The organism is Streptomyces sp. NBC_01244 (assembly GCF_035987325.1).
In the GTDB taxonomy this organism is placed as follows: Bacteria; Actinomycetota; Actinomycetes; order Streptomycetales; family Streptomycetaceae; genus Streptomyces.
In genome coordinates this window covers 8,439,976-8,461,604 of sequence record NZ_CP108488.1, presented here as the reverse complement: position 1 = coordinate 8,461,604, position 21,629 = coordinate 8,439,976, and the positions used below count along the sequence as shown (strand labels likewise).

At 70.5% G+C, this 21,629-nt stretch carries 18 protein-coding genes and 1 pseudogene; 16 read left to right on the top strand and 3 right to left on the bottom strand.

Translation table 11 applies throughout. The features are described from left to right. Positions 1 to 73: 73 nt before the first annotated feature. A complete protein-coding gene (locus OG247_RS37655) occupies positions 74 to 1,957 on the bottom strand; it encodes an APC family permease (protein WP_327256450.1) in 1,884 nt (627 codons plus the stop codon). 277 nt (positions 1,958 to 2,234) lie between these two features. Here OG247_RS37655 and OG247_RS37650 point away from each other — a divergent pair, with 277 nt between their 5' ends. From OG247_RS37650 to OG247_RS37605, 10 genes are all read left to right on the top strand, one after another. Then, positions 2,235 to 2,987, top strand: coding sequence for a DUF4118 domain-containing protein (locus tag OG247_RS37650; protein ID WP_327256449.1), 753 nt, complete (start codon positions 2,235 to 2,237; stop codon positions 2,985 to 2,987). A gap of 87 nt (positions 2,988 to 3,074) precedes the next feature. Then, a complete protein-coding gene (locus OG247_RS37645) occupies positions 3,075 to 3,230 on the top strand; it encodes a hypothetical protein (protein WP_266875663.1) in 156 nt (51 codons plus the stop codon). Then, positions 3,227 to 3,316, top strand: coding sequence for a K(+)-transporting ATPase subunit F (kdpF, locus tag OG247_RS37640; protein WP_327256448.1), 90 nt, complete (start codon positions 3,227 to 3,229; stop codon positions 3,314 to 3,316). The genes OG247_RS37645 and kdpF (OG247_RS37640) overlap by 4 nt, the downstream gene beginning before the upstream one ends. A gap of 6 nt (positions 3,317 to 3,322) precedes the next feature. Next, positions 3,323 to 4,987 (top strand): potassium-transporting ATPase subunit KdpA, encoded by a 1,665-nt coding sequence (kdpA, locus tag OG247_RS37635; protein ID WP_327256447.1) that lies wholly within the window; start codon positions 3,323 to 3,325, stop codon positions 4,985 to 4,987. Further along, entirely contained in the window at positions 4,984 to 7,089 is a 2,106-nt protein-coding gene (gene kdpB, locus OG247_RS37630; RefSeq protein WP_327256446.1) for a potassium-transporting ATPase subunit KdpB, read from the top strand. Before kdpA ends, kdpB begins: the two co-directional genes overlap by 4 nt. A 22-nt stretch (positions 7,090 to 7,111) precedes the next feature. After that, a complete protein-coding gene (locus OG247_RS37625; RefSeq protein ID WP_327256445.1) occupies positions 7,112 to 7,828 on the top strand; it encodes a potassium-transporting ATPase subunit C in 717 nt (238 codons plus the stop codon). Positions 7,829 to 7,952: 124 nt separating this feature from the next. Then, complete coding sequence (locus tag OG247_RS37620) at positions 7,953 to 8,642, top strand: response regulator (RefSeq protein WP_327256444.1); 690 nt, start codon at positions 7,953 to 7,955, stop codon at positions 8,640 to 8,642. 43 nt (positions 8,643 to 8,685) lie between these two features. Continuing rightward, positions 8,686 to 11,229: a sensor histidine kinase KdpD gene (locus tag OG247_RS37615; RefSeq protein ID WP_327256443.1), complete on the top strand. Its 2,544-nt coding sequence runs from the start codon at positions 8,686 to 8,688 to the stop codon at positions 11,227 to 11,229. An 822-nt stretch (positions 11,230 to 12,051) separates the two neighbouring features. Further along, positions 12,052 to 12,876 carry an SDR family NAD(P)-dependent oxidoreductase gene (locus tag OG247_RS37610; RefSeq protein ID WP_327256442.1) on the top strand — a complete coding sequence of 275 codons (825 nt, stop codon included), beginning with the start codon at positions 12,052 to 12,054 and terminating at the stop codon, positions 12,874 to 12,876. Positions 12,877 to 13,036: 160 nt separating this feature from the next. Beyond that, a complete protein-coding gene (locus OG247_RS37605) occupies positions 13,037 to 13,660 on the top strand; it encodes a GNAT family N-acetyltransferase (protein ID WP_327256441.1) in 624 nt (207 codons plus the stop codon). A gap of 183 nt (positions 13,661 to 13,843) precedes the next feature. Here the strand turns inward: OG247_RS37605 and OG247_RS37600 are convergent, their stop codons facing one another. Next, complete coding sequence (locus tag OG247_RS37600; protein ID WP_327256440.1) at positions 13,844 to 14,530, bottom strand: response regulator transcription factor; 687 nt, start codon at positions 14,528 to 14,530, stop codon at positions 13,844 to 13,846. A 539-nt stretch (positions 14,531 to 15,069) separates the two neighbouring features. Here OG247_RS37600 and OG247_RS37595 point away from each other — a divergent pair. After that, on the top strand, positions 15,070 to 15,855 hold the full coding sequence (locus OG247_RS37595) for a GNAT family N-acetyltransferase (RefSeq protein WP_327256439.1): 786 nt from the start codon (positions 15,070 to 15,072) through the stop codon (positions 15,853 to 15,855). A 21-nt stretch (positions 15,856 to 15,876) separates the two neighbouring features. Here the strand turns inward: OG247_RS37595 and OG247_RS37590 are convergent, their stop codons facing one another. Then, positions 15,877 to 17,439, bottom strand: coding sequence for a Na+/H+ antiporter (locus OG247_RS37590; RefSeq protein ID WP_327256438.1), 1,563 nt, complete (start codon positions 17,437 to 17,439; stop codon positions 15,877 to 15,879). Between the two features lie 210 nt (positions 17,440 to 17,649). Between OG247_RS37590 and kdpF (OG247_RS37585) the strand changes: the two genes are divergently transcribed. The 5 genes and pseudogenes from kdpF (OG247_RS37585) (at position 17,650) to OG247_RS37565 (ending at position 21,530) form a co-directional block, all read left to right on the top strand. Further along, positions 17,650 to 17,739, top strand: coding sequence for a K(+)-transporting ATPase subunit F (gene kdpF / locus OG247_RS37585; RefSeq protein WP_327256437.1), 90 nt, complete (start codon positions 17,650 to 17,652; stop codon positions 17,737 to 17,739). A gap of 2 nt (positions 17,740 to 17,741) precedes the next feature. Beyond that, positions 17,742 to 19,631 (top strand): ATP-binding protein, encoded by a 1,890-nt coding sequence (locus tag OG247_RS37580; RefSeq protein WP_327256436.1) that lies wholly within the window; start codon positions 17,742 to 17,744, stop codon positions 19,629 to 19,631. A gap of 4 nt (positions 19,632 to 19,635) precedes the next feature. Then, positions 19,636 to 19,923: pseudogene (locus OG247_RS37575) on the top strand (NAD-binding protein); the annotation flags it as partial. A 76-nt stretch (positions 19,924 to 19,999) separates the two neighbouring features. After that, the gene (locus OG247_RS37570; RefSeq protein WP_327256435.1) at positions 20,000 to 20,950 is read left to right on the top strand and encodes a hypothetical protein; all 951 of its coding nucleotides are present in this window, start codon (positions 20,000 to 20,002) and stop codon (positions 20,948 to 20,950) included. Positions 20,951 to 21,005: 55 nt separating this feature from the next. Then, entirely contained in the window at positions 21,006 to 21,530 is a 525-nt protein-coding gene (locus OG247_RS37565; protein ID WP_327256434.1) for a hypothetical protein, read from the top strand. Positions 21,531 to 21,629: the final 99 nt, after the last annotated feature.

The following is a 21,629-nucleotide window of genomic DNA, read 5'->3' as shown; positions in this document are numbered from 1 at the left end:
AGAGGAATTGGCGCCGTCTTGACGGCGGCGCACGAGCTGCGTCAAGCATCCGTCAGGGATGCGTCAACGCAGGTCAGCGCACGTCGTCGGTGATGCGGAAGCGCAGTCGGCAGATGACGGCGTCGGTGTCGCGGCGGACAGCGTGGGCGACGACGGAACCGCGCTGGTTCTGCAGCATCCGCTGCCACAGGTGGGCGGGTTCGGTCTCCGGGATGACCACGGTCACCTGGGTTCCCGGATGTGTCTGCGCCAGCTCTCGGATGTACGCCGATACCGGCCGGCCGAGCGAGCGGGTGTCCGAGGAGAGCTCGATCAGCTCGACACCGGGCTTCCACAACTCCCAGTCCCGGCGCAGAGCTTCGGCTGCCTGCCGGTCCTCGGGAGCCGGGTGGGTCACCGTCACGGCGAGGACCTCGTCGCCGAGCGAGCGTGCGGCGGTCAGGGCCCTGCAGGTCAGTTGGGACAGCCCGGAAACGGGCACGACGACCAGGGAGCGGGAGCGCCGGGGAGCCTGCGGGATACGGCCGAGCTCCAGGCGTTCCCCGATCCGGGCGTAGGCACGGTGGATCTCCTCGAACGCGAGGACGATGAGCGGCAGGGCGAGAACGATCAGCCAGGCACCCTCGGTGAACTTGGTCGCGGTCACGACGATCGCCGAGACCCCGGTGAGCAGCGCCCCGAAGCCGTTGAGGGCCGCCTTGGCCCGCCAGCCCCGGGGGCGTTCGCCGTTCCAGTGCCGGACCATGCCGACCTGACAGATCGTGAAACCGACGAAGACGCCGATGGCGAAGAGCGGGACGAGGGTGTTGGTGTCGCCGCCCGAGAAGACGAGCAGTACGGCGGACACGAGCGCCAGCCAGATCACACCGTGGCGGTGCACTTGGCGGTCGGCCTTGAGGGCGAAGAAGTGCGGAAGGAAGTTGTCGCGGGCCAGCAGGCTCATCAGCACCGGCAGGCCGCCGAAGGAGGTGTTCGCGGCGAGCGCGAGGAGCACCATGGTGGCGAACTGGGCGACGTAGAAGGCCGCGTTGTGACCGAAGGACGCGTCCGCGAGCTGGGCGAGGACCGTGACCCCCTCGACCGGCTGGAGGTGGAAGCGGCCGATCAGGACCGACAGCCCGATCAGCATCACGCCGAGCAGGGCGCCGAGGGCCACCTCGGTGCGCTGTGCACGGCGGGCGGCCGGGGCGCGGAAGGACGGCACCGCGTTGGCGACGGCTTCGACGCCGGTCAGGGCCGAGCAGCCGGCCGCGAAGGCCTTCAGCAGCAGGAGCGCGCCGACCGTGGTGGCTCCTTCGCCCAGCGCGGAGGTGTGCCCGGCGGCCGAGGCGGTGCTGACCGGACCGTCACGGAACAGGCCGACCACGACCATCGCCAGGATCGATCCGACGAACACGGCGGTGGGGACGAGGAAGGCCTTGGCCGAGTCCACGACCCCCCGCAGGTTCACGGCCGTGACCAGGACGAGGATCCCGAGGCAGATCCATACCCGCTCCGGGTACAGCTCCGGGAAGGCCGAGGTCAGCGCGGCCACGCCGGCGGTGACGGAGACGGCCACGTTCAGCACGTAGTCGAGGATCAGCGAGGCCGCGGCCACCAGGCTCGTACGCCGTCCCAGGTGCCGCTTGGCGACGGCGTACGAGCCGCCGCCGTCGGGGAACGCGGCGATCACCTGCCGGTACGAGGCCACCAGCACGGCCAGCAGCGCGGCGATGGCCAGCGTGACGGGGAGCGTGAAGCCCATCCCGTACGCGCCGGCCGCGGCGAGGACCAGCACGATCGATTCGGGCCCGTAGGCGACGGAGGCCATCGCGTCGAGCGACAGTGCGGCCAGGCCCTGGAGGGCGGTCAGCCGGTGCGGGTCCTTGGCCCCTCGCGTCCGCGCGCCGGGATCAGGAGGCTCCTCCGTGCCCGGCGTCTTTCCTGCCGTCGTCGACTTTTCCATGTGTATGGACATCTCGCTTGTTCCTCCGTTGGACAAAGTGAGGACAGCGTCCGGACCGCGCGGCCGGATGACCAGTGCTCTTGGCGCGATCCATACGGCCGCCGCCCCACTCTTCACGCACTCCTTACGCCGGGGCCGGAGATTCGTATGAGGTGCGTCAAGACCTCGCCGGCGAGAGTGACTCCCGCTTCGGCGGGGGCACGCTTGATGTGGGCAGCCGTGTCAGGCCGCCCTGACCGGACCCGAGCGGTTCTGGTCAGGACCTGCGTCTCCGGTCAGGAGGCATCACATGTCCGGGTACCGACTCCACGACCGCGCCGTGCTGCTCGCGGCGCTCGTGGCCCCCTTCCTCGTGGCGCTCGCGCTCGTGCCCTTCCGCACGGAGCTCTCCGCGACCAACGAGGCCCTGATCATGGTCGTCGCCGTGGTCGCGGTCGCCGCACTCGGTACCCGGGCCGCCGGCGCCCTGGCCGCACTCTCGGCGGCCGCCTGGTTCGACTTCTTCCTCACCCGGCCCTACCAGCGGTTCACCATCGCCGACGGCGGCGAGATCCAGACGGCTGTCCTGCTGCTCGTCGTCGGGCTGATCGTCTCGCAGCTGGCCGTGCGCGCACGCCGGCTCCAAGCTGTCGTGGTCACCGACACCGCGCACCTGTCGAGCCTCCAGGGGACCGCCCGTCTGGCCGAGGACGGCGGCTCGCCGGAAGCGGTGGTCGAGTACGTGCGCCGCGAGCTCGTCGGCCTGCTGGGCTTGCGCGGCTGCCGCTTCGAGTACGGGACCCTGATGGGGAACCTGCCCCGGCTCGAGCACGGCGGCGGCCTCTGGCTGCGCGGCGGGAGCCGGATCACGCAGTACGCGGACTGGCCGGACGGAGAGACGGAACTTCGGGTGACCGGCGGCGGCCACTACTACGGCCGTTTCCTCCTCGACCCGCTGCGGGACCGTCCTCTGCCCTCCGAGGAGACACGGTTGGTGGCGGTCGCCCTGGCAGCGCAGGCGGGCGCCGCCCTGGATACGGCCGGCCTCTCCCACCAGGGCTGACGCGCGGATCACGGCCCTTGGCGTAAGTGCGGCGTTAAGAGTTCCCTGACGGGCGTATGGACACCGTCAAGGCGTCTTAACGCCGGGATGAAGACACGGTTATCTCGTCATCGGCCGTCTGGCCGATTCTTTTCTTCCCTCTTCATCCAGGAGCTCACGGTGGCCGATCTGGCCTTCGTCGTCACCACGGTCGCGATCTTCGCGCTGGTGGCCCTTATCGCCCGGGGGGTGACCAAGCTGTGAACGCCGAAAACATCGTCGGCCTCCTCGTGGCCGTCTCCCTGCTCGGATACCTCATCCTCGCCCTCGTGTACCCGGAGAGGTTCTAGCCACCGATGAGTCCCGTTCTCGCTGGTGTGCTCCAGCTCCTCGCACTGATCGCCGCGCTCGCACTGGCCCACCGCCCCCTCGGCGACTACATGGCCAAGGTCTACTCCTCCGAAAAGCACTACAAGCCGGAGAAGTGGATCTACAAGGCCATCGGCGCCAACCCCACCGCGGAAATGCGCTGGCCCGCCTACCTCCGCGGTGTCCTGGCCTTCTCGGCGGTCTCCGTCCTCTTCCTCTACGGCCTCCAGCGGGCCCAGGGCATCCTGCCCGGCTCGCTCGGCTTCTCCGCGATCGACCCGGACCAGGCCTTCAACACGGCCGCGTCCTTCGTCGCGAACACCAACTGGCAGTCGTACTACGGTGAGCAGGCCATGGGCCACGTCGTGCAGACCGGCGGCCTCGCGGTGCAGAACTTCGTCTCGGCGGCGGTCGGCATGGCCGTCGCGGTCGCCCTCGTACGGGGCTTCGCCCGCTCCCGCACCGGTGAACTCGGCAACTTCTGGTCCGACCTGGTCCGCGGCACCGTCCGCATCCTGCTCCCCATCTCCGTCATCGGCGCGATCATCCTCGTCGCCTGCGGCGCCATCCAGAACTTCTCCGGCATCCACGAAGTCGGCCAGTTCACGGGCGGCACCCAGCAGTGGAACGGCGGCGCCGTAGCCTCTCAGGAAGTCATCAAGGAGCTCGGGACGAACGGTGGCGGTTACTTCAACGCCAACTCCGCCCACCCCTTCGAGAACCCCAACCCGTTCTCGAACCTCTTCGAGGTCTTCCTCATCCTGGTCATCCCCTTCTCCCTGACCCGCGCCTTCGGCCGCATGGTCGGGAACCTGCGCCAGGGCTACGCGATCCTCGCGACGATGGCGACCATCTGGATCGGGTTCACCGGCCTGATGATGTGGACCGAGTTCGCGCACCACGGTCCGGCGTTCGATGTCGCCGGCGGCGCGATGGAGGGCAAGGAGACCCGGTACGGCATCGCCGCCTCCGCGATCTTCTCGGTCGCCACCACGCTGACCTCGACCGGCGCGGTCAACTCCTTCCACTCCTCCTACACGGGACTGGGCGGCGGTATCCAGCTGCTGGGTATGCAGCTCGGCGAGATCGCGCCGGGCGGCGTCGGCTCCGGCCTCTACGGCATGCTGGTCATGGCGATCATCGCGGTGTTCATCGCCGGCCTGATGGTCGGCCGCACGCCGGAATACCTCGGCAAGAAGATCGGCACCCGCGAGATCAAGTTCGCGGCGCTCTACATCCTCATCACCCCGGCCCTGGTCCTCTGCTTCACCGCGGCGGCCATGGCCCTGCCCACCCCGGGCAACTCGATGACGAACTCCGGGGCGCACGGCTTCTCCGAGATCCTGTACGCCTACACCTCGGGAGCCAACAACAACGGCTCCGCCTTCGCCGGCCTGAACGCCGACACCCAGTGGTTCAACAGCACCATCGGCATCGCCATGCTGCTCGGCCGCTTCCTGCCCATGGTGTTCGTCCTCGCGCTGGCCGGTTCGCTGGCCGAGCAGAAGCCCGTCCCCGAGACCGCGGGCACCCTGCGCACCGACAAGCCGCTCTACACCGGGCTGCTCGTCGGAACCATCCTCATCGTCACCGGTCTGACCTACTTCCCGGCCCTGGCGCTGGGTCCGCTCGCCGAAGGGCTCGCATCATGAGCACCGCCACACCTACCAGGGCTCCGCACCAGGACGTGCCCACCGGCCACAAGCCGGACTCCGGACGCGTGGGCGGCGGACTCTTCGACCCCAAGCAGCTGCTGAAGTCCTTCCCCGACGCGGTGAGGAAGCTCGACCCGCGCGTCATGATCAAGTCCCCGGTCATGTTCGTCGTCCTGGTCGGCTCGGTCGTCACGACCGTCCTCGCGATCAAGGACCCGACCGACTCGTTCGGCTGGGCCATCACCGTCTGGCTGTGGCTCACCACGATCTTCGCGAACCTCGCGGAGGCCGTCGCGGAGGGCCGCGGCAAGGCCCAAGCCGACACCCTGCGCAAGGCCAAGACCGACTCCATCGCCCGCCGCCTGACCAAGGACGGCAAGGGTGAAGAGCAGGTCCCGGGCACGGACCTGCGCATCGGCGACCTCGTGGTCTGCGAGGCCGGAGACGTCATCCCCGGCGACGGCGACGTGGTCGAAGGCGTGGCCTCGGTCGACGAGTCCGCCATCACCGGCGAATCGGCCCCGGTCATCCGCGAGTCGGGCGGCGACCGCTCCGCCGTCACGGGCGGCACCAAGGTGCTCTCCGACCGGATCGTCATCAAGATCACGACGAAGCCCGGCGAGACCTTCATCGACCGCATGATCAACCTGGTCGAGGGCGCCTCCCGGCAGAAGACGCCGAACGAGATCGCGCTCAACATCCTGCTGGCCTCTCTGACCATCGTCTTCCTGCTGGCCGTCGTCACCCTCCAGCCGTTCGCGATCTACGCGGGCGCCGAGCAGTCGATGATCGTGCTGACCGCGCTGCTGGTCTGCCTCATCCCGACCACCATCGGCGCCCTGCTCTCCGCCATCGGCATCGCCGGCATGGACCGGCTCGTGCAGCGCAACGTCCTCGCGATGAGCGGGCGTGCGGTGGAAGCCGCCGGTGACGTCTCCACGCTGCTGCTCGACAAGACCGGCACCATCACCCTCGGCAACCGCCAGGCCTCCGAGTTCGTCCCCGTCGCCGGCGCCATCGCCGCCGAGCTGGCGGACGCCGCGCAGCTGTCGTCCCTCGCGGACGAGACCCCCGAGGGCCGCTCCATCGTCGTCCTGGCGAAAGAGAAGTACGGTCTGCGCGAACGCCACCAGGGCGAACTGGCCCACGCCGAATGGATCCCCTTCACCGCGCAGACCCGCATGTCCGGTGTCGACGTGGACGGCAAGAAGACCCGTAAGGGCGCGACCGGCTCGGTCGTCGCATGGGTGAAGGAGCAGGGCGGCCAGGTCGCCGAGGACGCGCAAGCGCTCACCGACCGGATCTCCCAGGCGGGTGGAACCCCGCTGCTCGTCGCCGTCAAGGATGACGAGGGCGCCCGTGTCCTGGGTGTCATCCACCTCAAGGACGTGGTCAAGGAGGGCATGCGCGAACGCTTCGACGAGCTGCGGCGCATGGGCATCAAGACCATCATGATCACCGGCGACAACCCGCTGACCGCCAAGGCCATCGCCGAAGAGGCGGGCGTCGACGACTTCCTCGCGGAAGCGACGCCCGAGGACAAGATGGCCCTCATCAAGCGCGAACAGGCCGGCGGAAAGCTCGTCGCGATGACGGGTGACGGCACGAACGACGCCCCGGCGCTGGCGCAGGCGGACGTGGGCGTGGCGATGAACACGGGCACCTCGGCCGCCAAAGAGGCCGGGAACATGGTGGACCTGGACTCCAACCCCACCAAGCTCATCGAAATCGTCGAGATCGGCAAGCAGTTGCTGATCACCCGCGGCGCCCTGACCACCTTCTCCATCGCCAACGACGTCGCCAAGTACTTCGCGATCATCCCCGCGATGTTCGCCGTGGTCTACCCGGGCCTGGACAAGCTCAACATCATGGGCCTGCACTCCCCCGAGTCGGCGATCCTCTCCGCCGTCATCTTCAACGCACTGATCATCATCGCGCTCGTCCCGCTCGCCCTCAAGGGCGTCCAGTACAAGCCGACCAGCGCCGACAAGATGCTCCGCCGCAACATCGGCCTCTACGGACTCGGCGGCCTCATCGCCCCGTTCATCGGCATCAAGCTCATCGACATCCTCATCTCCCTCATCCCCGGCCTCTCCTGATTAGGAACGTGCTGATCCCGCCATGAACAGTTCCGTATCCAGCACCTTCCGCCTGATCGGCGCCGGCCTGCGTGCCCTGCTCGTCCTCACCGTGATCTGCGGGGTCATCTACCCGCTCGCGGTCACGGGGATCGCCCAGGCCGTCTTCAACGACAAGGCCAACGGCTCCGAGATCAAAGACAAGGACGGACAGGTCGTCGGCTCCTCCCTCATCGGGCAGACCTACAACCTCCCGAAGAAGGACCCGAACGACGCTGAGGAGGCCGTGAAGCCGGACCTCAAGTGGTTCCAGCCGCGCCCCTCCAACGGCCTCGGCTCCAACAGCGTCAACACCCGGTACTCGCTGATCCTTTCCGGCGCCACCAACCGCTCCGCCGACAACGGCGCGGTCAACGGCAAGTGCACCGACCAGGCGGAGGAGGGCACCCTCTGCGCCCAGGTCATCGCCGCCAAGGACGCCGTCATCGCCGACAACTCCACCACCGGCCACACGGTCAAGCCGCAGGACGTGCCGGCCGACGCCGTGACCTCGTCCGGCTCCGGCCTGGACCCGGAGATCTCCCCCGAGTACGCCAAGCTCCAGATCCACCGCGTCGCCGAGCAGAACAAGCTCGACGTCCAGCAGGTCGAGAAGCTCGTCGCGGACCACACCACCGGCCGCACCCTCGGCTTCATGGGCGAACCCCGCGTCAACGTCCTCGAACTCAACATCGCCCTGAAGGCGCTGTCCAAGAGCTGATGTTCCACATCGCACGGTAAAGGAAAGCCGGCGGGGCGCGGAAGCTCCCCCAGCTACCGCTGGGAGGGCCCCAGCGCCCCGCCGGCTTCTGCCGTGCCCGCAACGAAGGAAAGGCTGCACACCGATGACCCGGGTGCTGGTGGTGGAGGACGACCCGCAGCTCGTCCGCGCACTGAAGATCAACTTCCAGGCGCGCAAGTTCGAGGTCGAGGAAGCCGCCGACGGCGGCTCGGCCCTGCGGCTCGCCGCCGCCCACAAACCAGACGTCATAGTGCTCGACCTCGGACTCCCCGACATGGACGGCATCGAAGTCATCAAGAGCGTCCGCGGCTGGAGCAAGGTCCCCATCCTGGTCCTCTCCGCACGGCACACCTCCGAAGACAAGATCCGCGCCCTGGACGCCGGCGCGGACGACTACGTCACGAAACCGTTCAGCATGGACGAGCTTCTGGCACGCCTGCGGGCAGCCACTCGCAGACAGGAGGCTCCCGGGGTCTCCCAGTCGGCCGAGGTCTCCGTCGTCACGACCGACGAGTTCAGCATCGATCTGATCGCGAAGAAGGTGCACCGGGGCGAGCGCACCGTACGGCTGACCCCGACCGAATGGCACCTGCTGGAGATCCTCATCACCCACCCCGGCCGGTTGATCACCCAGAGTCGGCTGCTGCTGGAGGTCTGGGGCCCGACGTACGGGGAGAACACCAACTACCTGCGGGTATACATGGCCCAGCTACGGCGCAAACTGGAAGCGGACCCCTCGCACCCGCGGTACCTGATCACCGAACCGGGGATGGGTTACCGCTTCGAACCCTGATCACCAGCCCTCCATCCTCAGCACACAGAAGAAGAGACGGAACATGGGACGCGGCAAGCTCCGCATCTACCTCGGCGCGGCGCCGGGCGTCGGCAAGACGTACGCGATGCTCTCCGAGGCGCACCGCCGGATCGAGCGGGGCACCGACTGCGTCGTCGGCTTCGTCGAGCACCACCACCGCCCGCGCACGGAGGTCATGCTGCACGGCCTCGAACTCATCGAGCGCCGCGAGCTCGAGTACCGCGGCTCCACCTTCACCGAGATGGACGTGGACGCGATCCTCGCGCGGCGCCCCGCCGTCGCTCTGGTGGACGAGCTCGCGCACACCAATGTGCCGGGCTCGCGCAACGCCAAGCGGTGGCAGGACGTGGAGGAACTCCTCCAGGCCGGCATCGACGTGGTCTCCACCGTCAACATCCAGCACCTCGAATCGCTGGGCGACGTGGTCGAGACCATCACCGGGGTCCGCCAGCGGGAGACCGTCCCCGATGAAGTCGCCCGGCGGGCCGACCAGATCGAGCTGGTCGACATGTCCCCGCAGGCGCTGCGCCGGCGCATGGCCCACGGCAACGTCTACAAGTCCGACAAGGTCGACGCTGCCCTGTCCAACTACTTCCGCCCCGGGAACCTCACCGCCCTGCGCGAGCTCGCGCTGCTGTGGGTGGCCGACCGGGTCGACGAGTACCTCCGGGAGTACCGGGGCGAGCACAACATCCGCTCCACCTGGCAGGCCCGCGAACGCATCGTCGTCGGCCTCACCGGCGGCCCGGAAGGCCGTACGCTCATCCGCCGCGCCGCCCGCCTCGCCGAGAAGGGCTCCGGCGGCGAGGTCCTCGCCGTCTACGTCGCCGCCAGCGACGGCCTGACCTCCGCATCCCCCAAGGAACTAGCCGTCCAGCGCACCCTGGTCGAGGACCTCGGCGGCACCTTCCACCACGTCATCGGCGACAACGTCCCCGACGCGCTCCTGGAGTTCGCCCGCGGCTGCAACGCCACCCAGATCGTGCTCGGCGTCAGCCGCCGCCGCTCCTGGCAGTCCGTCTTCCGCCCCGGGGTCAGCGCCACCGTCGCCCGCGAATCCGGACCCGACCTCGACGTCCACATCGTCACCCACGACGAAGCCGCCAAGGGCCGGAGCCTGCCGGTCGCCCGTGGAGGTCGTCTGGGGCGCTCGCGCATCATCTGGGGCTGGATCGCCGGCGTGGCCGGCCCGGCGCTGCTCGCGCTGCTGCTGAACCAGGTCGTCCCCGACCTCGGGCTCGCCAACGACATGCTGCTCTTCCTCACCTTCACCGTGGCGGCAGCCCTGCTCGGCGGCCTGCTCCCCGCACTGGCCTCGGCGGCCTTCGGCTCCCTGCTGCTGAACTACTTCTTCACCCCGCCGCTGCACGAGTTCACCATCTCCGACCCCAAGAACATCGTCGCCATCGCGATCTTCGTCGGTGTGGCCGTGTCGGTGGCCTCCGTGGTCGACCTGGCCGCCCGCCGTACCCACCAAGCCGCCCGGCTGCGGGCCGAGTCCGAGATCCTCTCCTTCCTCGCGGGCAGCGTCCTGCGCGGCGAGAACTCCCTCGACGCCCTCCTGGAACGGCTGCGCGAAACCTTCGCCATGCAGTCGGTCGTCCTCCTGGAACGCACCAGCGAAGTCGACCCCTGGACCACCGCCGCGTCCGTCGGCACCGGCGCCGTCAGCCGGCCCGAGGACGCGGACGTCGACCTACCCATAAGCGACAACATGGCCCTCGCCCTGACCGGCCGGGTCCTGCCGGCCGAGGACCGCCGCGTACTCGGGGCCTTCGCCGCCCAGGCAGCCGTCGTACTCGACCGCCAGCGCCTCGTCGACGAGGCCGAGAGGTCCCGCGCACTGGGCGAAGCCAACCGCATCCGCACCGCCCTGCTCGCCGCCGTCAGCCACGACCTGAGGACCCCGCTCGCCGGCATCAAGGCCTCCGTCAGCTCGCTGCGCTCCGACGACGTGGAATGGTCCGAGGAGGACAAGGCCGAGCTCCTGGAGGGCATCGAGGACGGCGCCGACCGCCTCGCAGCACTGATCGGGAACCTCCTCGACATGTCCCGCCTCAACACGGGCACCGTCGTCCCGCTGATCCGCGAGACCGACCTCGACGAGGTCGTCCCCATGGCGCTGGGCGGCGTACCCGAGGACAGCGTCGTCCTGGACATCCCCGAAACCCTGCCGATGATCGCCGTCGACCGCGGCCTGCTGGAACGGGCCGTCGCGAACATCGTCGAGAACGCCGTCAAGTACAGCCCCGCCGGCCAACCGGTCAACGTCTCCGCCAGCGCCCTCGCCAGCCGCGTCGAACTGCGCGTCGTCGACCGGGGTCCCGGAGTCCCCGACGAGGCCAAGGACCGCATCTTCGAACCCTTCCAGCGCCACGGCGACGCCCCGCGCGGCGCCGGAGTCGGCCTGGGCCTCGCCGTCGCCCGCGGCTTCACCGAGGCCATCGGCGGCACCCTCACCGCCGAGGACACCCCCGGCGGCGGCCTCACCATGGTCATTACTCTGCCCATAGCGGGCAGCGCCCCGCCGGTCACCGCGGAACTCCCCACCTCGGCGGTCACCTGACAGCGCGGCAGCCGCCGGCCCGGGTCGGTCCCGACGATCGCCGGTCACCTCGTGTGGCCGGCGATCGCCCCTCGCATCAGTGCAGCGGGCCCGCGATCGCCGTGAGCGCGGCGAGGTGGCGCCGGTAGGTGGCCAGTCCCTCCCGGTGATCTCCACGGCAGCGAGCGCCGCGACGAATGGGTGCACGCGCCGACGGCCGGAACACGTGAGCCGTCCGGTTCCGGTATCCCCCACCGGAAGCCGGACGGCTCTTGTGTTCGCGACGGTTGACCTGCGCGCGGTCGCATTGACCCCGCCCCCCGTGGTTCGGATCATGTGCGTCTGTGGCGGTGTTCAGGTCACCGACCCTCCAGCCGCGCGCCGCCGGGCCGTCACCCGGCTCCGTCGCTCCGCCAGTCTGCTTCCGGCCGAGGGCCGCGACAACACCCCTTGACGGGTTCTTTCCGCACGCCCGGCGTCTTTGACGCGGCCCTGATGACCTGCGCGAAGGCCGGACTCACCCCCTCGCCCGACGGCCATCAGAAGGCCGTCAAAGTCACGTTCAGGATCTTGCCGCCGCATCCTCCGTGCGCTGGGATGGAGTCATGAACAGCGGTCCGCGCTACGACGATCGGCCACCGAATCCGGTGCGGCCGACGGCGCCCGCTGTCCGCTCGGCCGTCTGACATCGGCCGCGCGTCCTCCGCGTATCTGCCGACCGCCCCAAGGGGTGCCGGTCTTGGCCACGTACGCATCCTCACCTTCACCGCATGACCTGAGCCCACGCCCCTGCTTCAAGCCGGGGCGCCGGGGTGTCAGCCATGCCGGCTTCCAGGAATCGACATGCACTCATCCCTGCCCCCTTCCCCGTCGCTGACCGGACGTACCGTCCTCGTCACGGGAGCCACCTCCGGCATCGGATACGAGACCGCCCACCGGCTCGCCGAGCTCGGCGCCACCGTCCTCATCCACGGCCGCACCCCCGAGGAGGCCCGGGCCGCCACCGACCGGCTGATCGCCTCCGCGGGCATCTCCGACGCTCTACTGCGGCCGCTCGCGGCCGACTTCGCCCGCCTGGAGGAGGTCGAGAACCTCGCGCACGCCGTCGTACGGGAGTACCCGCGCCTGGACGTACTCGTCAACAACGCGGCCATCGCGGCGCCGGAGCGCCACACGCTCACGGCCGACGGCAACGAGATCTCCTTCCAGGTCAACTTCCTTGCCCACTACCTCCTCACCAACCTCCTGGAGCCCGCCCTCACCAGCAACCCCGGCGGGCGCGTCGTCAACGTCTCGTCCGCGCTGCACCGTTCGGGCGCCATCCAGTGGAACGACCCGCAGCGGGTGCGGCGTTACTCCCGCCTCGCCGCGTACGCCCAGTCTCAGCTGGCCCTGACCGTCTTCGCCGCCGACCCGCGCGTCACCGCCGTCTCCGTGAACCCCGGCGTGTGCGACACCGGCCTGCTGCCCCTCTACGGACACGAGGGCGCACCGGCCGCCGAGGGCGCCGAGCACGTCGTGCGGCTCTGCGACCCGGCCACCGAGATCGTCAACGGCGCCTACTACGACCGCTCCGAGCGCGTCGCCCCGGCCGCCGCCGCCACCGAGGACCGCACCATCAAGCGCCTCAACAAGCTCGCCGACCTCCTCGTCGGCCACACCGCCTGAAGGGATCCACAGCCATGTCCAAGCGCGCACGCAAGAAGAGGGCCCGCCGCAAGAAGGGCTCCAACCACGGCAGCAAGCCCTGCTGCTAGCCACCAGCCCGTTCCGCGGGGCGGCCCTGCGAACAGAGCCGCCCCGCTGCCATGTCCCGACAAGGAACCTCGTGATCAACCTGCCGTCCCACCGACTCCCGGACCTCGAACGCTGGTACTCCATGGGTGCCCCAGGCTCAGCCGCCCTGATCGAGCACGTCCTGACCACGGAGGCCGGCCGCTGGTGGGTGGACCGTGTCATCCAGCCCCGTGTCATCGCCGCCGAGTGCGGGAACCACGTACTCCTGCGCGGAGACCCGCAGGCTCTGACGGTGAAGGATCTCGCGGTCTTCGCGGAGCGCTCCATCGAGGCTCCGGGCCGCTTCCTTCCCCTCATCGGGGCCGCGTTCGACCGGGTCGTGCCGTGGCAGCGCATGGTGTACGTCAGGCGCTCCCCCGTACCGGCCACCCGGGCACCCAGGGGCGTGATCGTCCGCAGGCTGACCGCCCGGGACGCACGCGTGCTCGCCACCCTGCCGCACGCGATGAGCTGGATCCACCGCACCTGCGGCGGGCCGGAAGCACTCGCCCGCTCGGGCTACGCGTGGGCCGCCTTCCAGAATGACCGCATCGTGGCCCTGGCCTGCACCTATTTCCTCGGCGCCGCCTACGAGGACGTGGCCTGCGTGACCGTGCCCGACCCGCGCCTCCAGTACTTGGCCCGGACTGCGTCAACGCCCTGTGCTCGGACATAGCGGCCCGGCGGCACACCCCCAGCTGGACCTGCTCGGCGAGCAACCGCCCCGGCCGCCTGCTCGCCTGGACCGCCGATTTCCGCCCGGAGGAGGAGTACGCCCACTACGCCGTCGGCGCACCGGTGGCGGCCTCCGACCCGGCTCGCACGCGTCTCACCGAAACCCGGCCGGCCGATGCCGCCCTCATGCCTCGAAGCGGTACCCCATACCGGGGGCGGTGATCAGATGGCGCGGGTGCGACGGGTCCGCTTCCAGCTTCCGCCGGAGGTGGGCCATGTACACCCGCAGGTAGTTGGTCTGCGTTCCGTACGAGGATCCCCACACCTCCTGGAGCAGCCGTCGCTGGCTGACGAGCTTGCCCCGATTTCGGATCAGGACCTCCAGCAGGTGCCATTCCGTCGGCGTGAGCCTGATGTTCACCCCGCCGCGTCTGGCCTTCTTAGCGAGCAGATCGACGGTGAACTCCTCGGTCTCCACGACCGCTTCATTCGCGGTGGCGGCGACGTGTGCCGGCGTGCGGCGTACGACGGCTGCCACCCTGGCCATCAGCTCGTCCATACTGAAGGGCTTGGTGATGTAGTCGTCGGCGCCCGCGTCGAGGGCCTGGATCTTCTCCTCGGAGTCGTGGCGGGCGGACACCACCAGGACGGGCACCTGGGACCATCCGCGCAGATGCTTGAGCACCTCGATCCCGTCCATGTCGGGCAGCCCGAGGTCGAGCAGGACCGCGTCCGGACGGCGGGCCGCCACGGAGTCCAGGGCCGCGCGCCCGTCGTGCGCGCAGTCCACCTCGTAGGTGCGGGCCTTCAGATTGATGACCAGCATCCGCGCGAGCCGCGGTTCGTCGTCCACCACCAGCACCCGGGCCATCGGCGTGCCACCTTCCTGTCGTTACGTCCCCCATGGACATGCGACCACCAGAAAACAGCGGATTCCGTGCGCCACGGCAGGCGTTGACGACGTCCATACGCCGGCGGCCGTGACCTTGACACCCTTCTGACGCGACGCACCGCTGATGCCCAGCGAAGCATGTGTGGCCCGCCAGTCCCGAACCCTGCCGGCCCGCCCGCATCAGAGTCGTGTCAAGGACGGGCCGACCTCCTTGAGTACGGCCTCGCAAGGCAGTTGGATGGGCGACGTGAACAGCGGTCTGCGCCACGACGACCGGCCACCGCATACGGTGCGCCCGGCCTCGCACGCCGCTCACCCGCCGGTGCGCTGACGCACCGCGCCGTCCGCGGCCGCCCTTCCCTCCGCCCGTAAGGCGGGTGGCCGCTTGCGCCCCGTGCCCGCTCCCATACCTGGCGGGCACGGGGCTGCCCCCTTTCACGCGCTCCGGTTCCGGCCGGCCCGTCGGTGGTCGGACGCCGCCCCGCGCCCGCGTTCCCCCGTAGCACTGGAGACAGTTCATGATCGAAATCTCGCAGGAGCAACTGCCCGCCCTGAGCCGCTGGTTCCCGACCGGATCGCCCGGCCCCGGGGCCCTCGCCGAGCACGTACTGACCACGGGTTCCGGCGTCTGGTGGGCCGACCGCCCTGACAGGCCCCGCGTCCTCGCCGTCACCTGTGCGGACCACGTGCTGCTGCGCGGCGACCCGAGCGTGCTCGCCCCGGGTGCCCTGAACCGGTTCGCCAACCAGTACGTCGAGACGCCCGCGCGGTTCTGGCCCGCCCTCGGCGCCGCCTTCGAGCGTGCCGACCCCTGGGAACGGATGGTGTACGTCCACCAGGCGAAGTCGCTCCTCCCCCGGCCCATGCGTGGCGTCACCGTGCGGCGGCTGACGCCCGAGGACGCCCCGGCGCTCTCCGAGCTGCACTCCGAGAACGCCTGGATCCACGCCAGTTGGGGCGGTCCCGCCGGTCTCGCCGCCTCCGGCCACGGCTGGGCCGCGTTCAGAGAGGACCGGGTCCTCTCCGTCGCCTGCACCTACTTCCTCGGCAGCACCCACGAGGACATCGCGGTCGTCACCGTGCCCGACCGCCGCCGCGAGCACCTCGCACTCGCCTGTATCGCCGGCCTGACCGCCGACATCCAGACCCGTGGACACACCGCGAGCTGGTGCTGCTCGCGCGACAACCGGCCCAGCCGGCTCCTGGCCTGGTCGGCCGGTTTCCGGCTGAGCCGCGAGTACGTGCACCACGTCACGGGACGCGCCAGGGTACGTGCGGCCCGCGCCGCTGCGGTGCCGGCGTAGCGCCGTACTCACCCGCGCATCTCAGGTCGCCAGGTCCAGTCGCGCCTCCTCCAGGTCCAGGGTGCGCTGGAGCCGGCGGCGGGTGGTGTCGCTGATGCGGTGTTCGTCGTAGAGGCGTTGCAGTTCGACGGCCTCCACCCGGATCAGGTCGCGGCGCAGCAGCCGGTAGACGTGGTCCGCGGACTCGGCCAGGTCGGCTTCCTCCAGGCGGTCGCGGGCGTGCTCCAGCCGGGCTTGCAGGCTGCGCCGGAGCCGGTCGGCCACGACGTCCGGTACGGCTTCGAGGTCGGACATCTCGTCGAGCCGCCGGATGCCGGCGGCGGCGAGGCTGCACCGGGCGGAGGCCTCCTCGCGCTCCGTGTGGTCGGGTTCGAGGGCGATTCCGGAGCGGCGGACCACGTCGGCCAGGGTGAAGCCCTGGGCGATCAGGGTGACCACCACCACGGACGTGGTCAGTACGAGCACGAGCGGGCGCTGACCGAGCAGACTGCCGTCGTCCGCCACGACGGGAATGGAGAGGGCCGCGGCCAGGGGGACGACCCCCCGCGTGCCCGCCCAGGTCAGTACGGCCGGGATCCGCCAGGAGGGCCGTGCGCCCGCGCTCCGCTGGACGACGGCCGAGAGCGGCAGGACCCACAGCAGGCCTACGGCGATCAGTGTCACGGCGACCACCAGGGCGTACAGGGGCCAGAGCCGGTCGCCGTCGCCGAGCGCGGCGACCTGCCCGGGCAGGGTGAGGCCGATCAGGCTGAAGACGACGCTCTCCAGCAGGAAGACCACGGTGCCGTTGACCGCGTGCAGCTGGATCCGGATGGGGGCATTGGTGAACCGGTCGGCCCGGCCGCCGAGCACCACGCCCGCCACCACGACGGAGGTCACACCGGACGCGTGCACCGCCTCGGCCAGCACGTAGGCGGCGTACGGCGTCACCAGGGCGATGACGGTCTCCAGTACGGGGTCCTCGGTCCTGCGCCGGATCAGCGCCACCACCCCCGCGACCGCTCCCCCGATCAGGACGCCGCCGCCGGCGAGCAGTGCGAACTCGGTCCCCGCCGCCTGCCAGGACACCCCGGCGGAGGCCGCCGCGACGACGACCGCGACCCGGAAGAGCACGAGCGACGTGGCGTCGTTGAAGAGGCTCTCGGCCTGTACGAGGACCTGGACGCGGGGCGGCAGGGCGAGCCGACGGCCGAGTGCGGTGACGGCCACCGGGTCCGTACTCGCGAGGATGGCCCCCAGGACCAGCGCCATCTGCCAGGTCAGCGGAGTGAGCAGTGATGCCACCGCCCCGACCGCGGCGGCCGAGGCCAGGACCAGACCGACCGCGAGCACGCTGACCGGCTTCCACACCAGGCGCAGTTCGCGCCAGGACAGTTCCTCGGCGCTCGCGTACAGCAGGGGCGGGAGAACGACGAGACCGATCAGTTCGGGACTGACCTGGATCTCCGGAGTACCCGGTATCAGGGCGACGACGAGGCCGGCGACAACGAGCAGTGAGGGCGCGGGAATTCGCCAGCGCCGCGCCCCTGTGGCCACGACCGTGGCCAGTACCACGAGGGACAAGACCGTACCGACGCTGCGCATGATGCCCCCACCCAGTGGACGCGGGCCACGCGGCCCGCGATGCCGACCAGGCTTCCCGGCACACCGCCTTCACCCTATCGGCGCATCGGCCGTCAACGCCCCGTAAAAGTCCCGGCCGAGGGCCGTCAGGAGCGCGTCAGGGAGGTTCTGTTCGTGCTGTCCCTGGTGTTCGCTGGTCAGGTTGAGGGCACACAGAGGAGTCGGGTACGCGTGAGCACGGAAACCATCGTAGGCATCGTCGTCGCGGTCAGTCTGTCCGGCTATCTGATCCTGGCCGTGTTCTTCCCGGAGAAGTTCTGACGATGGCGACCACGCACGCCCCCGGCCCGGAAGCGGCGACGGGTACGGGTACGGAGACGGGTACGGAGACGGGTACGGACACGGAGGCGGGACGGCCGCCCGTCGCCCGCCCCGGAAGACTCAAGGTCTTCCTCGGGGCCGCCCCCGGCGTCGGCAAGACCTACCGGATGCTCGACGAGGCCCACCGCCGGGCGGCCCGCGGTTCGGACGTGGTGGCCGGCTTCGTCGAGTGCCACCGGCGCCGGCACACCGAGGCGAAGCTCGACGGACTGGAGAGCATCCCCCGCGCCGGACACGAGTACCGCGGCGGCCTGGAGAACGCCACCCAACTGGTCCTCGGTACGAGCCGTCGCCGTCGGCTGGAACGTTTCCTCACCGGCCGGGGCATCGGCGAGACCGTGGTGGCGCTGTCGGAGGACATCGACGTCCACATGGTCACGCACGAGCGGGCGGGCCACGGCCGGCCGCTGCCCTCCCGCCGCCGTACGCTCCCCACGTCACGGCTCGTCGCCGGACCGGTGGCCGCTCTGCTGCTCCCCGTACTGCTCACTCTCGTCCTCGACCGCATGCGCGGCACCCTGAACCTCACCAGCGAGGCGCTGCTGTTCCTCGTGGCCGTCGTCGGCGTGGCCTGCATCGGCGGGGTGGTCTCGGCCCTGATCGCGGCGCTCACCGCCGCGCTGCTGCTGAACTACTGGTTCATGCCGCCGATCGGCGAGTTCTCCATGAGCGACCCGGACAGCGTGCTGGCGCTGGCGGTCTTCGCCGTCGTCGCCGCCACCGTGGCCGCTGCGGCGGACCGGTCCCTGCGGCTCTCCCGCCGCTCCGCCCTCGCGACGGCCGAGGCGGAGACGATGTCCTCCCTCGCCGGCAGCATCGTCCGCGGCGGCCAGACGATTCCGGCCCTGCTGGAACGTACGCGGGAGACCTTCGGCATGGACACCGTCGAGCTGACCGCCGAAGCCCCTGACACGGGACCGGGAACGGAAGGCGGACGCCCCACCCACGGCGAAGCGGACCCCGCCCTCGTGGTGGCAGCCGGCCCCGAGGCCTTCCTCGTCCTGCGCGGCCGTACGCTGCCGTCATCGGAGCGCCGCGTCCTGGCCGCCTTCGCCGCGCACGTCGGCGCCGCCGTCGAGCGGGCCCGCCTGACCGAGGCCGCGGCCGAGGTCGAGCCCATCAAGGCCGCCGACCGCCTGCGCACGGCCCTGCTCCGGGCCGTCAGCCACGATCTGCGGACCCCCCTGGCAGGGGCACTGGCCTCGGTCAGCTCCCTGCGCAACCCTGACGTGGAATTCTCCGCAGAGGACCGGTCCGAGCTGCTGGACTCCGCCGAGGTGTCCCTGAACCGGCTGAACCGCCTGGTGGAGAACCTGCTCGATCTCAGCCGTCTGCAAGCCGGAGCCCTCACCCTCGATCTGCGGGCCACCACCCTGGAGGAGGTCCTTCCCGTCGCGCTGGACTCGCTGGACCTGAGCCCCGGGCAGGGGCCCGCCATCGACGTACAGAACCTGGAGGCGGTACCGGCGCTGCTGGCCGATCCGCCCCTGCTCGAACGGGTACTGGCCAACCTCGTCGACAACGCCGTCCGCCACGCACCCGCGGACCGACCGGTGCTGGTGACGGCCAGCGCCCTGGCAGGGCGGGTCGAAGTCAGGATCGCCGACCACGGCCCCGGGATCGCCGCAGACGACCGCGAGCGCGCCTTCGAGCCGTTCCAGCGCCTCGGCGACCGCGACAACACGGCCGGGCTCGGCCTCGGCCTCGGCCTGGCCCGGGGACTCACCGAGGCCATGGACGGCACGCTCACGCCCGAGGACACCCCCGGAGGGGGACTGACCATGGTCCTGTCCCTGCCCGTCGCCCCGCAGGTGACAGCGGGGCGGCCCTGACCGCATGACCTCGACCCTCCATCTGCGCGCCGAACCCGGGCAGCGCTCCGAGCACATGATCATTTGCGGTGACGACGGACTCGCGCACCGCCTCGCGCGGGAGCTCGACGCCGTCTGCGGCGAGGCCGTCACGGTCGTACTGCCTTCGCGGCGCGACGGACACGGCGGCGAGATCGCCGCTCTGCACCGCGATCCGCGCTCCCCCGTAGAGCTGCTCGTTTCCGCCCGGCCCGATGAGCAGGCCCTCCGGCAGGCCGGTGTGGAACGTGCCGCCGCGCTCGCGCTGACGTACGGCGACGACCAGGTGAACACGACCGCGGCCCTGCTCGCCCGCAGCATCAACCCGCACGTACGCCTCAGTCATCCGCATGTTCAACCGGGAGCGCGGCCGCCACCTCGAATACGACGACGGCTTCATCGAGGCGTCCACGACGATCCTTTCCGACGCCGACACGGCCGTCCCCGAGCTGGTCGCCGCGGCGGCGGTCGGACACGGGCCCACCCTCCAGGTCGAGGGCAAGGTGTTCCGCGGTGTCGTACGTCCTGCCGGGACCCCGCCCCACGCGACGGACCTGGCCACGCCGGCCGTACTCTCCGGCACCCACATGGACGACCCGCTGGGCGGGGACAGCGCGGAGACCCCCGGTGCGAGCGGCACCCAGCTGCTCCCGGATACCGCGACCGCCTACCACCGCCAGTTCACGCACGGCCGTCTCATGCTCGAAGAGGTCACCCAGCATCACGGACCAGACCCGACCTCCTCCCGGCGGCAGCGGGCCTACCGCAGCTGGCTGCGGGACCGGCTCGGGCACCTGCCCTGGAGGGTCTTCGTCTCCCGCGAAGTGACCGCCGTCTTCGGGGTCCTCGGCGCGGCCGTGGTCCTCCTGGCCGCGGTGACGGCCCTCGTGGAGGACGGCCCTCTGTGGAAGTCGGTGTACCTGCCCCTCCTCGACATCCTCACCATGGGCGACCCGGCGACCGAGGAGTCCACGGCCCGCCAGGTCCTCCAGCTCGTCGCGGGGTTCGTCGGCCTGGCCGTGCTCCCCCTCGTCGTGGCCGCCGCGATGAACGCCACGCTGGCCTTCCGCACCGCGTCGGCCAACCACGTACCGGACACGGCCTTGCGCGACCACATCGCCCTGGTCGGCCCCGGCAAGATCGGCACGCGCGCCCTTGGACAGCTGTGCACGACCGACCACACGGTCGTGGTCATCGAGCGGGACCCACAGGCCCGAGGGGTCGCGCTGGCACGCGAACTCGGCGTGCCTTGCTGCTCGAAGACGCCGCCGTACCCGGGGTCCTCGACCTCGCCCGCATAAGCACCAGCAGATCATTGCTCGTCTCACCCACGACGACGGCGGGAACCTCGACATCGTGATGGCCGCCCGCGAGAGCAACCCCCGCGTGCGTGCGGTGATGCGCCTGTACGACGACGACTTCGCCGCCACCGTCTCCCGCACCCTGCGCGCCGGATACCCGGAGGCACTCACTCGCAGCCGCAGTGTCTCGGCGCTGGCCGCGCCCTCCTTCGCCGCCGCGATGATGGGCCGCCACGTGCTGGGCGTCATGCCGGTGGAACGCGGCTCCCTCCTGTTCACCGTCGTGGACGTGGCGGGCCATCCCGAACTCGAAGGCCGCTCGATACACGCGGCCTTCAAGGAGCACGAGTGGCGCGTACTCGCCGTCGGCCCCACGACCGGCCGGCACTCGGCCTCCTCGACCGACACCCTCGGTGGATTCCGCACGGACCGGCCCTCCTTCAACTGGCGCCCGCCCCACGGACGGATCCTGCGCCATGACGACCGCGTCGTACTGGTGACCACACGACGCGGCCTCGACGTCCTGATGACCGGTGTCCAGCCCCGCCCCGAAAGGCGCCGGCCTCGTCCTGCCCCTTGATCCCGCACCCGGGAACTCCCCCGGCCATCCCCGGCCCACCGGCCAGTGAACCGGCAGGGGACGCCGCGATCCCCCCCCCCCCCCCCCGTCAAAATGCCG

What these genes read in the sequence shown, in the direction of transcription:
- OG247_RS37595 (WP_327256439.1), top strand. Translation starts at nt 15,070, where the DNA reads ATGATCGAAATCTCGCAGGAGCAACTGCCCGCCCTGAGCCGCTGGTTC.
- OG247_RS37620 (WP_327256444.1), top strand. Translation starts at nt 7,953, where the DNA reads ATGACCCGGGTGCTGGTGGTGGAGGACGACCCGCAGCTCGTCCGCGCA.
- OG247_RS37615 (WP_327256443.1), top strand. Translation starts at nt 8,686, where the DNA reads ATGGGACGCGGCAAGCTCCGCATCTACCTCGGCGCGGCGCCGGGCGTC.
- kdpA (WP_327256447.1), top strand. Translation starts at nt 3,323, where the DNA reads ATGAGTCCCGTTCTCGCTGGTGTGCTCCAGCTCCTCGCACTGATCGCC.
- OG247_RS37610 (WP_327256442.1), top strand. Translation starts at nt 12,052, where the DNA reads ATGCACTCATCCCTGCCCCCTTCCCCGTCGCTGACCGGACGTACCGTC.
- OG247_RS37570 (WP_327256435.1), top strand. Translation starts at nt 20,000, where the DNA reads ATGTTCAACCGGGAGCGCGGCCGCCACCTCGAATACGACGACGGCTTC.
- kdpB (WP_327256446.1), top strand. Translation starts at nt 4,984, where the DNA reads ATGAGCACCGCCACACCTACCAGGGCTCCGCACCAGGACGTGCCCACC.
- OG247_RS37650 (WP_327256449.1), top strand. Translation starts at nt 2,235, where the DNA reads ATGTCCGGGTACCGACTCCACGACCGCGCCGTGCTGCTCGCGGCGCTC.
- OG247_RS37600 (WP_327256440.1), bottom strand. Translation starts at nt 14,530, where the DNA reads ATGGCCCGGGTGCTGGTGGTGGACGACGAACCGCGGCTCGCGCGGATG.
- OG247_RS37655 (WP_327256450.1), bottom strand. Translation starts at nt 1,957, where the DNA reads ATGTCCATACACATGGAAAAGTCGACGACGGCAGGAAAGACGCCGGGC.
- OG247_RS37625 (WP_327256445.1), top strand. Translation starts at nt 7,112, where the DNA reads ATGAACAGTTCCGTATCCAGCACCTTCCGCCTGATCGGCGCCGGCCTG.
- OG247_RS37645 (WP_266875663.1), top strand. Translation starts at nt 3,075, where the DNA reads ATGAAGACACGGTTATCTCGTCATCGGCCGTCTGGCCGATTCTTTTCT.
- OG247_RS37580 (WP_327256436.1), top strand. Translation starts at nt 17,742, where the DNA reads ATGGCGACCACGCACGCCCCCGGCCCGGAAGCGGCGACGGGTACGGGT.
- OG247_RS37590 (WP_327256438.1), bottom strand. Translation starts at nt 17,439, where the DNA reads ATGCGCAGCGTCGGTACGGTCTTGTCCCTCGTGGTACTGGCCACGGTC.